At 70.4% G+C, this 14087-nt stretch carries 13 protein-coding genes; 8 read left to right on the plus strand and 5 right to left on the minus strand.

All coding sequences use genetic code 11. The features are described 5' to 3' along the window. The first annotated feature begins 5 nt into the window (after positions 1-5). A complete protein-coding gene (locus ABZ909_RS23850; protein ID WP_357003186.1) occupies positions 6-2408 on the plus strand; it encodes a primosomal protein N' in 2403 nt (800 codons plus the stop codon). Between the two features lie 6 nt (positions 2409-2414). Here ABZ909_RS23850 and ABZ909_RS23855 read toward each other — a convergent pair whose 3' ends face one another. The 3 genes from ABZ909_RS23855 to ABZ909_RS23865 are packed head-to-tail and all read right to left on the minus strand — an operon-like array spanning position 2415 to position 4179. Further along, positions 2415-2852 carry a MarR family winged helix-turn-helix transcriptional regulator gene (locus ABZ909_RS23855; RefSeq protein WP_357003188.1) on the minus strand — a complete coding sequence of 146 codons (438 nt, stop codon included), beginning with the start codon at positions 2850-2852 and terminating at the stop codon, positions 2415-2417. 10 nt (positions 2853-2862) lie between these two features. Beyond that, a complete protein-coding gene (locus ABZ909_RS23860) occupies positions 2863-3288 on the minus strand; it encodes a hypothetical protein (protein WP_357003190.1) in 426 nt (141 codons plus the stop codon). A 45-nt stretch (positions 3289-3333) separates the two neighbouring features. Beyond that, positions 3334-4179, minus strand: a complete 846-nt coding sequence (locus tag ABZ909_RS23865; RefSeq protein ID WP_357003192.1) for an NAD(P)H-binding protein — start codon at positions 4177-4179, stop codon at positions 3334-3336. A 77-nt stretch (positions 4180-4256) separates the two neighbouring features. On the opposite strand from ABZ909_RS23865, the gene ABZ909_RS23870 reads away from it, so the two are divergent. After that, positions 4257-4850: a TetR/AcrR family transcriptional regulator gene (locus ABZ909_RS23870; protein WP_357003194.1), complete on the plus strand. Its 594-nt coding sequence runs from the start codon at positions 4257-4259 to the stop codon at positions 4848-4850. A 56-nt stretch (positions 4851-4906) separates the two neighbouring features. Here ABZ909_RS23870 and ABZ909_RS23875 read toward each other — a convergent pair whose 3' ends face one another. Then, positions 4907-5704: an ATP-binding cassette domain-containing protein gene (locus ABZ909_RS23875; protein ID WP_357003196.1), complete on the minus strand. Its 798-nt coding sequence runs from the start codon at positions 5702-5704 to the stop codon at positions 4907-4909. A 90-nt stretch (positions 5705-5794) separates the two neighbouring features. Here ABZ909_RS23875 and ABZ909_RS23880 point away from each other — a divergent pair, with 90 nt between their 5' ends. From ABZ909_RS23880 to ABZ909_RS23905, 6 genes are all read left to right on the plus strand, one after another. Beyond that, positions 5795-6484, plus strand: a complete 690-nt coding sequence (locus tag ABZ909_RS23880) for an HAD family hydrolase (protein WP_357003198.1) — start codon at positions 5795-5797, stop codon at positions 6482-6484. A 194-nt stretch (positions 6485-6678) separates the two neighbouring features. After that, positions 6679-7266, plus strand: a complete 588-nt coding sequence (locus tag ABZ909_RS23885) for a PadR family transcriptional regulator (RefSeq protein ID WP_357003493.1) — start codon at positions 6679-6681, stop codon at positions 7264-7266. A gap of 93 nt (positions 7267-7359) precedes the next feature. Next, positions 7360-8379, plus strand: a complete 1020-nt coding sequence (locus ABZ909_RS23890; RefSeq protein ID WP_357003200.1) for an alpha/beta fold hydrolase — start codon at positions 7360-7362, stop codon at positions 8377-8379. Positions 8380-8443: 64 nt separating this feature from the next. Then, positions 8444-9016: a peptide deformylase gene (def, locus tag ABZ909_RS23895; RefSeq protein WP_357003202.1), complete on the plus strand. Its 573-nt coding sequence runs from the start codon at positions 8444-8446 to the stop codon at positions 9014-9016. A 1-nt stretch (position 9017) separates the two neighbouring features. Continuing rightward, positions 9018-9941, plus strand: a complete 924-nt coding sequence (fmt, locus tag ABZ909_RS23900; protein WP_357003204.1) for a methionyl-tRNA formyltransferase — start codon at positions 9018-9020, stop codon at positions 9939-9941. Between the two features lie 608 nt (positions 9942-10549). Continuing rightward, complete coding sequence (locus ABZ909_RS23905) at positions 10550-11869, plus strand: RsmB/NOP family class I SAM-dependent RNA methyltransferase (protein WP_357003495.1); 1320 nt, start codon at positions 10550-10552, stop codon at positions 11867-11869. 108 nt (positions 11870-11977) lie between these two features. Here the strand turns inward: ABZ909_RS23905 and ABZ909_RS23910 are convergent, their stop codons facing one another. Continuing rightward, complete coding sequence (locus ABZ909_RS23910) at positions 11978-14035, minus strand: NAD(+) synthase (RefSeq protein WP_357003206.1); 2058 nt, start codon at positions 14033-14035, stop codon at positions 11978-11980. Positions 14036-14087: the final 52 nt, after the last annotated feature.

The following is a 14087-nucleotide window of genomic DNA, read 5'->3' on the forward strand; positions in this document are numbered from 1 at the left end:
TTGGCGTGTCCCGCCCCATCGCGCGGGTCCTGCCCCTGCTCGAACCCGCCCACCTGGACCGGGATTTCGACTACCTCGTGCCGCCCGAGATGGACGAACTCGCCCAGCCCGGCGTCCGCGTCCGCGTCCGCTTCTCCGGCCGCCTCGTCGACGGCTACCTCCTCGAACGCCTCGAAAAGTCCGACCACACCGGCAAACTCGTCCGCCTCGAACGCGTCGTCTCCGGTGAACGCGTCCTCACCCCGGAGATCCTCGCGCTCGTCACCGCCGTGGCCGCCCGCTACGCGGGTACCCGTGCCGATGTCCTCCGCCTCGCGATCCCACCCCGCCACGCCAAGGTCGAATCCGAGGGCGTTGAAAAAGCCGAAAAACCCGAGCGCACTTCGAAGAAGAGCCCCCCGGCCGCTGATCCTGTTGTGGCAGCGGGTGACTCGGCCGACCCCGATGTCCCGCAGGTCCGCACCGCCGCAGCGCATCCGAGTGACGCGGCGATCTCCATCGTGCCCGGCGGGGGTGCGGACACCGCCCCGGTTCAGGTCGGCGATGTATCCGCCACCGATGAGGTGATTCTTGTCGCCGAGAGGAATTCGGTGTCGGTGCCCGCGGCCGCCGATTCGGGCGCGGTCGCCGCCGAAAGTTCGACGGGAGCCTCGGTCGAGCAGCCTGATCTGGTTGTGCTCGGAGCCGGTGACCACTCGACGGCTTCAGTGGCCGCGGTGCCGGCGGGCGAGTCGGGGCAGCAGCCGGTGACTGCTGCTTCGTCGACGTTGGCCGCTGAGTTCCCGGCGTGGGGGCGGTATGTCCACGGGCATTCGTTCCTGGGTGCGCTGGCGGAAGGGCGGGGGCCGCGGGCCGGGTGGCAGGCCTTGCCGGGGGAGGACTGGGCGGGGCGGCTGGCGGAGCTGGCGGCGGTGACGGTACGTGGCGGGCGCAGCGCGGTGATCATGGTGCCGGATCAGCGGGATCTGGATCGGGTGCTGGGGGAATGTGTTGCGCTGGTGGGGGAGTCGGCTGTGGGGCTGGCGGCGGGGTTGGGGCCCTCGGCGCGGTATCGGCGGTGGCTGTCGGTGTTGCGTGGGCAGGCGCGGGTCGTCGTGGGAACGCGGAGTGCCGTGTTCTCGCCGGTGAAAGACCTTGGGCTGATCGCCATTTGGGACGACGGGGACGATACGTTCGCCGAACCGCGTTCGCCGTATCCGCATGCGCGGGAAGTGGCCATGTTGCGGGCGCACGAGACGGGGGCGGCGTTCGTGGCGGGCGGGTTCTCGCGGACGGCCGAGGTGCAGGCGATCGTCGAATCCGGCTGGGCGCACGATCTACTCGCGGATCGGGCCGTGGTGCGGCAGGCCATGCCGCGCATCACCGCGCCCGGCGACACCGACGCGGCATTGGAGCGGGACCCGATCGCGCAGGCCATCCGCATTCCGGCCGTGGCGTTCACGGAGGCGCGCAAGGCGATCAAAGCCGGTGGGCCGGTGCTGGTTCAGGTGCCGCGGCGTGGATACATTCCGGCGCTCGCCTGCGCCAAGTGCCGGACCCCGGCGCGCTGCCGCCACTGCAACGGTCCACTGGCGCTGCCGGACAGCGCGCCCGCGTCACGTGGCGCTCTGCGCAGCGGGCGGGAAGGGGTGGCCGAGGCGCAGAGTCCGGCCTGCCGGTGGTGCGGGATCACTGAGGCGGCCTTCCGCTGCGGAGCGTGCGGATCGCGGGCGCTGCGGGCGGTCGTCATCGGTGCGTCGCGCACGGCCGAAGAACTGGGACGCGCGTTTCCCGGTGTGCCCGTACGAGGTTCGGGCGGGTCCGCCATCCTGAACACCGTGCCGGAGGGTCCGCAGGTCGTGGTGTCCACCATCGGCGCGGAACCCCGGGTGCCCGGCGGTTACGCGGTCGCCATGCTGCTCGACGGCTGGGCCCTGCTCGGCCGCGCCGATCTCCGTGCCGCCGAGGACGCCCTGCGCCGCTGGATGTCGGCCGCGGCGCTGGTGCGTCCCGGCGGCCGGGTCATCGTCATGGCCGACACCGGGATCCCGACCGTGCAGGCGCTGGTGCGCTGGGATCCGGTGTGGCACGCCGGTTTCGAACTCGAGCAGCGCACCGAGGTGCGCTTCCCACCCGCGGTGCGCTTCGCCGCCATCGACGGCACCTCGGACTCCATCGCCGAATTGCTCGGCGAGGCAAAGCTTCCCGACGGCGTCGAGATCCTGGGCCCGGTGCCGCTGCCGCCGGGTGCGCGAAAGCCGTTCTCCTCCGGCGACTCTCCCGCCGAGGTCGAACGCATGATCCTGCGCGCCGACCGCGCCACCGGCTCCGCCCTCTCCCGCGCCCTCACCGCTGCCCAGGCGGTCCGCAGCACCCATCGCTCCGACGCGCCCCTGCGCGTCCAGATCGACCCCATCGACATCGGCTGATCTCGGTCAGGGGCCGGTGATTTCGTCGCGGGGGAGGGCGGCGAGGGTGATGAGAGCATTGAGGAAGCCGCGGCGATCGGCGGCGGGGAGCTTGCCCAGCAGGTGATCCTCCTGGGCCTGGATCCCGGCCTGCGCCGCATCGCGCAGGCGACGGCCCTCGGGGGTGAGGGCGAGCAGCCGGGCGCGGCGGTCGGCCGGATCGGGGTGGCGTTCGATGAGACCGCGCTCCTGCAGGTCGTCGAGCACCGCGATGATGCGCGTCTTGTCCGCCCCGATCTCCTGGGCCAGCACGCCCTGACCCCGTGCGGGCCCCTCGTCCAGATGCAGCAGTACGACGTACGCCCACATGGTGAGTCCGTGTGCGGCGAGCACCGGTTGCTCGGCCGCCATGAGGGCGCGGCCCAGGGGGACGATCATCGCTGCCAGGTCCGGACGGTCTGTCATGCGGACAAGATTAGGCGGCGCGCCGGTGCGGCCCTTCGATCGTGTCGCCGGCGCGGGTCAGAATCGCGTCCGCGTCGAACTTTTCGACCTGCCAGGAGTCGACGCCGATGCCGACCCGGCCGCGCCAGGCCCGCACGATCGCGGTGTGCACCGGCCACCGCACGAACCGGCGCATATCCCGCTCCGACTGCCACACCGAGATCGAGCCGCCACGGAACTCGGCCGGCCTGCCCCACAGCCACAGGCCGACCGCGCCCTGCATGACCGGCCACGTCCTACCCAATTCCAGCCCGGTCGTGTAGATCTCGCGCGACTCCGCCTCCGAGCTCGCGAGGAAATCGGTAACGCTGACGAAGACCGGGCCCGAGAGCTGGTCATTCGGGCCGGGATTCCACGGCATCAGCACTGTGCCGTCCGAGTACGATTTAGTATGCATGAGCATATGGTAAGCGACTGCCTACTAAGTCATCAATGGCGAGATTCACCGGAAGGCTGGAGCCATGCGGGCCGCCCACTCGGCGTATCCGGTTGCCCGCCGGCCCAGGACCCGCTCGACATCGCCGCTGACCAGTTGCTCCTCGGGTGTCGGCTCGCCGAGGATGGTGAGCGTGTGGTCCGCGACGGATTCCGGCATGAACCGCAGCATGCTCACCCGGGCCTGCTCGCGGGTGAGCTCCGCGAATCGCAGTGGCTCACCCAGCGCGGCCGCCAGCGCCTGCGCCTGCTGCCGCGGGGTGACGAGCTCCGGGCCGGTCACCGTGTAGGTCTGCCGGTCATGGCCGTCCTCCCTCAGCACCGCCGCGGCCATGGCCGCGATATCGGCCGGATCCACCTGTGGCAGACCGACATCCCCGAACGGCGCGGGAATCATCCGCTCGGCCCGCACCGGCTCGATCCAGGCGAAGGTATTGCTGAAGAATCCGCCCGGCCGCAGCACCGTCCACTCCAGATCCGAAGCGGCCAGCGCCTTCTCGAATTCCAGCGTGCGCGCGTAGCCGTCACTGCCCGGCCGCGTCACCGCGCCCTGCGAGGACAGAAACGCCACCCGCCGGACACCTGCCGCCGCAACGGTTTCCAGCACCTCGGCGGCCGCCGGTCCCGCCACCAGCTGCGGGCCGGTGATGAGTAGGAACAGCGCCCGCGCACCCGCCACCGCCGCGGCCAGGCTGTCCAGCTCCCCGATATCGGCGCGGCGGTGCTCGGCGCCCTCGGGCAGATCCACCGGCTTCTCGCCCCGCGACACCGCGACCACCTTCTCGCCGGCCTCCGCGAGTTCCCGCACGAGGGCGCTGCCGACATTTCCGGTCGCACCGGTTACCACGATCATCTGTCCACTCCTGAGTTAGTTGGCTGACTAACTCAAACCATAGGGCATGCGACCGGGCATTGTCTATAGTTAGTCGTATGACTGACTCAGTGCCGCGGGCGGCGACCCCGAAGACGGGGAAGCGGGAGCGGCTCGCGGACGCGGCGGCCAAGGTCTTCCACGAACAGGGCGTCGAGAAGACGACCATCGCCGATATCGCGCGCGCCGCCGAGGTGCCGGTGGGCAACGTGTACTACTACTTCAAGACCAAGGATCAGCTGGTCCAGGCCGCCATCAGCGCCCATGCCCGCACCGTGCAGGAGATCATCGCGGCCCTGGAGCTCTTCGACGCCCCGGCCGAGCGATTGAAGGCTCTGGTTCGCGGCTGGGTCGACCAGCGCGACCTCGCCGCCCAATTCGGTTGCCCCTCCGGCTCTCTCGCCACCGAACTCGACAAACGCGCCGACGGCCTCGATCGCGAACTGGCCATCGTCATGCGCGGCCTCCTGGACTGGATCGACACCCAGTTCGCCGCCATGGGCCGCACCGACTCCCACGAACTGGCCGTCGCCCTCCTGGCCGCCTACCAGGGAATCTCCCTGCTCACCAACACCTTCCGCGACCCGGCGATGATGGAGGCCGAGGGTGCGCGCCTGGAGCGCTGGATCGACTCCCTCGTTCCCGCAACCTGAGCGCTCCCATGCGGCGCCGACCGGCCCATATCAGCGGGTCGTGCGGTGAGTTCGGGTCAGTTCAGTTGGGGCTGAGCGGGTCTCACGGACCAGCGGCCCTCGTCGCGGAGGATGCGGACGGGGTGGTCGAAGCAAGCGCTGATGTGAGCGGTGGTGATCACCTCGTCGACCGGGCCCGCGGCGACCGTGTGTCCGTTCCGCAACAGCATGGCGTGGGTGGTGCCCGGTGGGAGCTCTTCCAGATGGTGGGTGACCAGGACCGACGCGAGGTCGGGGTGGGCGCGCTGGAGCAGGTCGAGGCGTTCCAGGAGTTGTTCGCGCCCGGCCAGATCCAGGCCGGTGGCGGGTTCGTCGAGCAGGAGCAGGCGCGGGTTGGGCATGAGAGCGCGGGCGATGAGGGTGCGGCCGCGCTGGCCCTGGGACAGGATCTGCCAGTCGGCGTCGCGGCGGTGGGACAGGCCGAGCAGGCCGATCAGGCGGTCGGCCTCGGTGAGCTGGGCGGGTGTCACGTGCCAGCGGGGGATGAGGCCGGCGGTGTTGGTCGCGCCGGTGATCACCACGTCGCGGACCGTCAGCGGGCCGCTCGGCGTGTGGCGTGGATCGACATGGCCGATACCGGCCCGCAGCGCACGCATGTCGACGCGGCCCAGCCGCTCCCCGAGCACCTCCACACTGCCCCGCGTCGGATGCTCGAACGCGCCCAGCATGCGCAGCAGCGTGGTCTTGCCCGCGCCGTTGGGCCCCAGCAGCGCCCAGTGCTCACCGGCGCGCACGGTGAGTGAAACCCCTTGCAGGATGGGGTTTCCGCTGCGCACCACCGTCACATCGTTCACGTTCAGCACCGGGTCCGTCATGGGCCCACCGTAGCAAATTCCTCAGACAAGTTGAGGAGTAGTCCTCTTGCTCGCCGGGTGGGCGGGGGGTCGCCTGTGTAGGGTGGCGGGATGGCGATCGACGCGGTGCTGTTCGACTTCTCCGGCACGGTTTTCCGATTCGAGGAGTCCGCGTTCCACGACGCACAGCTCACCGACGCCGCCGGCCGCCGGCTCGACACCCACGAGATCGCCGAGATCATGCGCCGGCTCACCGCGCCCGTCGGGCAGATCGTGCGGTTCGATGCCGACGGTCAATATGCTTGGGAGAACCGGGATCTCGACCCGGCGCTGCATCGAAGGGCCTACCTGGAGGTGCTCGAGCAGACCGGTGTCCCGCACGCGCAGGCCGTGCAGGTCTACGAGCTGCTGCTCGATCCGGACGGCTGGACCCCGTATCCGGACACCGGCGAGGTGCTGCTCGCGCTGCACGAGAGCGGCGTGCGGGTGGGCATGGTCAGCAATATCGCCTTCGACATCCGCCCTGCCTTCGCCGATCGCGGATGGGATCGATATATCGGCGATTACGCGCTGTCCTTCGAAGTCGGTGCGATCAAACCCGACGCTCATATCTTCGAATCGGCGCTCGACAACCTCGGCGCGACCCCCGCGAACACCCTCATGGTCGGCGACAGTGCCGAGGCTGACGGTGGTGCGGTCGCCCTCGGCTGCGCATTCTCCCTGGTCAATCCGCTGCCGACGGCCGAGCGTCGGTCCGGGCTGTGGGAGGCCGTCCGCGCTCATGGTCTTCTGACCGCCTAAGTCCAAACCAGACGGTTTGTGTCTCGCCTCACCCTTGTTATGGATAGATTGACGATATATCGTCGATAGCAGCAAATACAACGACGAGCCTTGAAGGAGGCACGACCATGGAACACATGGACAACATCGAACGGGGCCGCGGCCCCTGGCGGCGACTGCGCGCCGAAGAGCAGCAGGGCCCCGAACACCCGCGGATGCGTCGCGGCGGCCCACGGGGCGATTTCGGTCCGCACCGCCACGGCCACGGCCGTGGCTTCGGCCCGGACTTCGGTCCCGGCTTCGGACCCGGTCCGCACTTCGGCCGTGGCCGCGGCCGGGGCGGGCGCGGCCGGCGCGGCGACGTCCGCGCGGCCATCCTCCTGCTGCTGCAGGAGCGGCCCATGCACGGCTACGAGCTGATCCAGCAGATTCGCGAACGCAGCGAGGATGTCTGGCGTCCCAGCCCGGGCTCCATCTACCCCGCGCTCGCGCAGCTCGAGGACGAGGGGCTGGTCCTGATAGAGAAGGTGTCGGGTCGAAAGACGGCCAAGCTCACCGAATCGGGCGTCGAGTACGTCGAGGCCAACCGCACCGAACTGGGCGATCCCTGGCAGGACGTCAAGGACGGCGTCGGCGATCAGGCCCTGGACCTGCGCGGACTGGTCGGCCAGCTGATGGGCGCGGTCGCGCAGGTGGCCGCGGTCGGTACCAAGGACCAGGCGGCCAAGGCGGCCGAGGTCCTCACCGAGGCGCGCCGCTCGCTCTACCGGATCCTCGCCGAGGACGATACACCCGAAAAGTAATGGCCTCGAAACTCCGTTTCTCGCTGGAACATTCGGCCTGACTCCGGCGAAGATCGTGACATGGGACAGAAGCGCCCCATGCGATCTTGTGACATGGGACAACAGAGGAGCCGGACCCGCGCACTGCGCCGCGTGGCACCGGTGGGGGTGATGGCGCTGGCGGCCGCCGTGATCGGTACGGCCGCCACACCGACGGGGACGTACGCACAGGCCGAACCAGCCGTGACTCCGGTACTCCAGGTACCGGCGCAACAGGGGCCGCCGCAGACCGAACATCTGGCGGCGGCCCGCTATCTCAAGGAGCATCCGGACGCGGCGCCCCAGGGCGCCAACGACTTCGGCTGCAAACCGACCGCGGAGCATCCGCGCCCGGTGGTGCTGGCACACGGCACCGACTCCTCGGCCTACTCCGACTGGTCGGGCATCAGCCCACTACTGGCCCAGGCCGGGATCTGCGTATTCGCCCTCAACTACGGCGGCAAGCCCGGCAAGGACACCTACGGCACCGAGGACGTGTGGGAGAGTTCCGCGCAGATCGGCACCTTCGTCGATCAGGTGCTCGCGGCGACCGGGGCCACCCAGGTCGATCTGGTCGGTTTCTCACAGGGCGCCAGCGTGACCCGGTACTGGATCAACAAGCTCGGCGGCGCGCCGAAGGTCGGCCAGTGGATCGGCCTGGCCTCGCCCAGCTACGGCGGGATCATGTACGGGCTGGTGCCGATCGCCGACGCGGTGCCGGGCATCTACAAGCTCGTGGAGATGGGGTCCTCCACCGCCGCCATTCAACAGGCGGCCGGATCGCCGTTCATCAAGGACCTGAATGCGGGCGGCGACACGGTGCCCGGTGTGAAATACACGACGATCGGCAGCCGCGTCGATGAAATGATCCAGCCCAACACCAACATCGCGCTGCACGGTGCGGGCGCCACCAACATCGTGCTGCAGGAGCAGTGCGCGGAGGACCTGACCGGGCATTTTCATCTGGTGTACGACCCGTTCGTGCAGCGGCTGGTGGTCAATCTGCTCGATCCCGCGCACCCCGTGACACCGGCCTGCGTGCCGGTCGCACTGGGCACCGGCATCAGCGATGTCGTGTTGGCGGCGCATTCCTGATCAGGGTGGTCACGGGCGTCCGTAAAATGAGACGACCGTATTCGTTCGCCACCGGGAGCTGCCCGTGACCATCCAGCCTGTCCGCCTGTTCGGCGATCCGATCCTGCGCGCCCGCGCGGCGGAGGTCGAGACGTTCGACCGGGAGGTGCGCCAGCTGGTCACCGACCTCATCGACACCATGTACGAGAGCGGGGGCGTCGGCATGGCGGCCCCGCAGATCGGGGTCGGGCTACGGGTATTCGTCTACGACACCGGCGACGCGCAGGGGCATCTGATCAACCCGGTCTTCGAGGTGATCGGCGACGAGACCCAGACCGGACCGGAGGGCTGCCTGTCGATTCCGGGCGTGCGTTTCGACGTGACGCGCCCGCTGACCGTGCTCGCCCGCGGTGTCGACCTGGACGGCAAGCCGGTGGAGTTCCGGGCCGAGGGGTTGCTGGCGCGCTGCGTGCAGCACGAGACCGACCACCTCGACGGGGTGCTGTTCCTGCAGCGGCTGGAGTCGGCCTCGCGCAAGGAGGCCATGCGCACCATCCGGGAATCCGGTTGGTTCACACAGGGAGTCACGGTGCTGCCGGCGTCCGAGATCGGTGGCGGGCGTCGCGTGGCGGCCGGCGACCGGGAACGGAGTCGCTGATATGCGTCTGGTCTTCGCGGGAACCCCCGAACCGGCGGTGCCGTCGCTGCGGCGGCTCATCGAATCCTCCAGGCACGAGGTGGTCGGGGTGGTGACCCGGCCGGACGCGGTGGCCGGACGCGGCCGCAAGATCACCCGCTCGCCCATCGGGCGGCTGGCCGACGAGCACGGGATTCCCGTGTTCACGCCCAAGCGGCCGTCGGAGCCCGAATTCATCGAGCAGCTCACGGATTTGGCCCCCGACTGCTGTCCGGTGGTGGCCTACGGCGCGCTGCTGCCCGAGCCGGTGCTCGACATTCCCCGGCACGGCTGGATCAACCTGCACTTCTCGCTGCTGCCCGCCTGGCGCGGCGCCGCACCGGTGCAGGCCGCCATCCTCGCCGGTGACGAGTACACCGGCGCGTCGACCTTCCGCATCGAGAAGGGCCTCGACACCGGCCCGGTCTTCGGCACCATGACCGAGCGGATCGCCGTCGCCGACACCGCGGGCTCGCTGCTGGAACGGCTCGCCGACAGCGGTTCGCTCCTGCTGGAATCCACCCTCGACGCCGTGGAAGACGGCACGGTGCAAGCGATTCCGCAGCCCGTGGACGGTATCTCCTACGCCCCCAAGGTGGATCCCGAGGCCGGTCGCATCCGCTGGAGCCAGCCCGCCCTCGCCATCGACCGCCGTATTCGCGCGGTCACGCCCGCCCCCGGCGCCTGGACCGAAATCGATGGCAAACGGCTGAAACTCGGCCCCGTCGAGATGGTGGAGGAGACTCTTCCGGTCGGCACCATCGACATCCGCAAGACCGGCGTCTACCTCGGCACCGCGACCACCGCCGTCCGCCTCATCCAGGTTCAGCCCCAGGGCAAACGCATGATGCCCGCCCTGGACTGGGCCCGCGGCGCCCGCCTCGAGCCCGGCACGGTGGTCGAGTGACCCGCCCCGACGGCGAAGGCCGCGACCGCGATTCGCGTACCGGTGGTCGCCCGCAGTCCGGCGACGGGGACCAGCGTCGCGGCTTCCGTCGCTCCGCCGGGGCGGCAGGCGACTCGGGTGCGGCACGATCCTCCGGATCGCGGGGGACCGACGGCGGCGACCAGCGGCCTGCGGGCCTCGGCAAGGGTGAACGCCCTGCGGGAGACCGCAATTCGGGGTCGAACCGGTCGGATCGTGGGCCTCGCGGTGGCGATGGGCGGGGTGCGGGACGTGACCGCACGGCGTCCACGGGCGGGCGTTCCTTCGGTGCCAATCGTGGCGGGGATACCGCCGGCGGCAATCGTGGCGAGGATACCGCCGGCGGCAATCGTGGCGGGGATACCGCCGGCGGTCACGAGGGCCGCGGTCGCAAGCAGGGTGATCAGGGTCGCCGCGGCGGGTCGTCCGGCGGTAACCGCGCGGGCGGCCGCAGTGGCTCGTCCGATCGCGAAAGAACGGCGGGGCCTGGGGCCCGGGGTCCGAAGCGGACTGCGGCGGGCGCGAAGGCCGACACGAGCAGTGCTGCGGCCCGGCGGGCCGAGCGGGCCGGAGCCGATCCGGTGCGGGTGGTGGCGCGGGATGTGCTGCGGGCCGTGCGGGAGCGGGACGCCTACGCGAATCTGGTGCTGCCCGGACTGTTGCGGGAGCGGCATATCAGTGGGCGTGACGCGGCGCTGGCCACCGAGTTGACCTATGGGGCCTCGCGGTCGCAGGGGCTGCTGGACGCGGTGATCGCCGACTGCGCGGGGCGAGGTGTCGAGGAGATCGACGGACCGCTCTTGGATGCGTTGCGGCTGGGGACCTATCAGCTGTTGCGCACCCGGATCGGCGCGCACGCGGCGGTCGACACGTCCGTCGCGCTGGTGCGAGCGGAGTACGGGCAGGGGCGGGCCGGGTTCGTGAACGCGGTACTGCGTCGAGTGGCCGAGCGCACTCCCGAGGAGTGGGTGGAACGGCTCGCGCCGCGGGATCAGCTGGGGCACTTGGCATTCGAGTACGCGCATCCGGTCTGGATCGCGCAGGCGTTCGCGGACGCCCTGGGTGCGCGGGCCGGCGAGCTGGCCGATGTGCTGGCGGCCGACGATGCGCGGCCCGCCGTGCACCTGGTGGCGCGCCCCGGCGATATCACCGCCGAGGAACTGGCCCTGGTCACCGGCGGCGAGGAAGGCCGCTGGTCGCCGTACGCGGTGTACCTCGAGGGCGGTGACCCGGCGAAGCTGGAGCCGGTCCGCGAGGGCATGGCCGCCGTCCAGGACGAGGGCAGCCAGCTGGTCGCCCTGGCCGTCACCCGCGCCCCCCTCGAGGGCCCCGACACCGGCCGGTGGCTCGACCTGTGCGCCGGGCCGGGCGGAAAGACCGCGCTGCTGGCCGCGATCGCCGATATCGACGGCTTCCGCGTCGATGCCGTCGAACCCGCCGAGCATCGCGCCGACCTGGTCCGCCAGGCCACCCGCGGCATGCCCGTCGACGTCCATGTCGCCGACGGCCGCGACAGCGGCCTGACCCCGGGCTTCGACCGCATCCTCGTCGACGCCCCCTGCACCGGCCTGGGCGCCCTGCGCCGCCGCCCGGAGGCCCGCTGGCGCCGCCAGCCCTCCGACGTCCGCGACCTGGTCACCCTGCAGCGCGAACTCCTCACCGCCGCATGGGATCTCGTCCGCCCCGGCGGTGTCGTGGTCTACTCGACCTGCTCCCCGCACCTCCCGGAAACGGTCTCCGTGGTGGCCGATATGGTCCGCCGCACCGGCGCCGAACAGCTCGACACCCGCGATCTGCTCCCGGGTGTTCCGGAACTCGGCGACGGCCCCGGCGCCCAGCTGTGGCCCCACCGCCACGGCACCGACGCCATGTTCCTGGCCGCGCTGCGCAAACCGCTTCAGCCGCAATAGGGCCCGATCGCGGGTGCCCTGCGACGGCGTGCCCGGAGGGCGCGAACGCGGACGTCGCCGCGGACGTGGTTCGGTGCGGCCGGGGTCGTAGCGGATCCGCAGCGGGCGTCAGCCGGGGACGTTGCGGTCGAGCTCGTCGAGCCAGGCGGCGGCCGAGGCATCGCTCGGCGCGCGCCAATCACCGCGTGGGGACAGGGATCCGCCCGAGCCGACCTTGGGGGCATTCGGGAGGGTGGAGCGTTTGAACTGGCTGGTCTGGATGAAACGGCGCAGGAATTCGGCCAGCCAGTGCTTGACGGCGGGCAGGTCGTATTCGTGGCGCTGGTCGGCGGGGACGAGGTCGGGCCAGCCGCCGCGGGTGCGATCGGACCAGACATGGTGGGACAGGTAGGCGATGCGGCTCGGCAGGTCACCGAAGCGGAGCAGGTGGTAGAGGTGGAAGTCCTGGAGTTCGTAGGGGCCGACGGTGGCCTCGGAGCTCTGCGGGGGAGCATCGCCGTCGCCGGGAACGAGTTCGGGGGAGATCTCGGTGGCGAGAATGGAGGCCAGGACCTCACCCGCCTCGGGACCCAGCTCGCCGGTGTCGATCGTCCAGGCCACCAGGTATTTGATCAATGTCTTGGGGACTGAGGCGTTCACGCTGTAGTGGGCCATGTGGTCGCCGACGCCGAAGGTGCACCAGCCCAGCGCGAGTTCGCTGAGGTCGCCGGTGCCGACGACCAGGGCATCGTGCAGATTGGCCAGCCGGAACAGGTGTGAGGTGCGCTCGCCCGCCTGCACGTTCTCGTAGGTGACGTCGTACTGCGGAACCCCTTCGGCGGCAGGGTGCTTCAGGTCTCGCAGCATCTGCATGGCCGACGGCCGGATGTCGATCTCGTGTGCCGTCGCCCCGACCGCCCGCATGAGCCGCCGCGCGTCCTCGAGGGTTCGGGTGCTGGTGGCGAAGCCGGGCATGGTGTACGCCAGGACATTCGAGCGCGGCAGCCCCAGCCGGTCCATGGTCTTGGTGGCCACGATGAGCGCCACCGTGGAGTCCAGGCCGCCGGACACCCCGATCACCACCCGCCGTGATCCGGTGGCGGTCAGCCGTGTGCTCAGTCCCTCCACCTGGATGCGATGCACCTCGGCGCAGCGCTCGTTGCGGCGGGCCGGATCGGCGGGAACATAGGGAAAGCGCGGAATGTCGCGCCGCAGCGCGACGGTCCCGGCGGGCACGGGCAGCTCGACGTCGATGCGCCGGAACCGTTCCAGCCGCTCCCGATGATCGTGCACGGTGTCGGCGAAGCTGGTCGTGCGCAGCCGGTCCGCGGCCAGCCGCCGCAGATCGATATCGGCGGTGACCACCTGCGGGTGCCCGGCGAACCGCTCGCCCTCCGCCAGCACATTGCCGTTCTCGCACACCAGTGCCTGTCCGTCCCAGGCCATGTCGGTGGTCGACTCGCCGTGCCCGGCAGCCGAATACAGGTACGCGGCGATATACCGTGCCGAATGTGAGGCGCACAGTTCGCGCCGGTAGTCGGCCTTGCCGATGACGATATTGCTGGCCGACAGATTCACCAGCACACTGGCCCCGGCCAGCGCGGCGAAACCGCTGGGCGGCAACGGTACCCAGCCGTCCTCGCAGATCTCGAGATGGAACACGAAATCCGGCAGGTTGCTCGCGGCGAACAGCAGATCGGCCCCGAACGGCACCCGCTGCCCGGCGATCACCACCTGGTCGTCGAGTGCCTCCCGCGCGGCCGCGAACTGACGCTTCTCGTAGAACTCCCGATAGTTGGGCAGGTAGCTCTTGGGCGCTGCTCCCAGCACCCGGCCCCGGTGAATCACGATGCCGCAGTTGAACAGCCGACCCTGCGCCCGCACCGGCGCACCCACCACCAGCACCGTCTCGATGGCCGTGCTCTCCTCGACCACGCGCTCGAGCGCCAGCCCGACCGCGGCATCCAGCGCGTCCTGATGGAACAGGTCGTCGGCGGTGTAGCTGGACAGCCCGAGCTCGGGGAAGACCGTCAGCGCCGCGTGCTCGGCCGCGGCGCGGCGCGCCAGCAGCAGGGTCTGTTCGGCGTTGAAGCCCGGATCGGCGACCCGCACCGGTGGCACGGCCACCGCGACCCGCGCGAACCCGTGCCGATACAGCGAATCGAACGGCAGCTGCTGTGACAACACCGACCCCTTTGCATCCGGCCGAGGCGATCATGGCCCGATCGCAATCTACCCA

Source organism: Nocardia sp. NPDC046763, from assembly GCF_040645495.1.
GTDB lineage: Bacteria > Actinomycetota > Actinomycetes > Mycobacteriales > Mycobacteriaceae > Nocardia.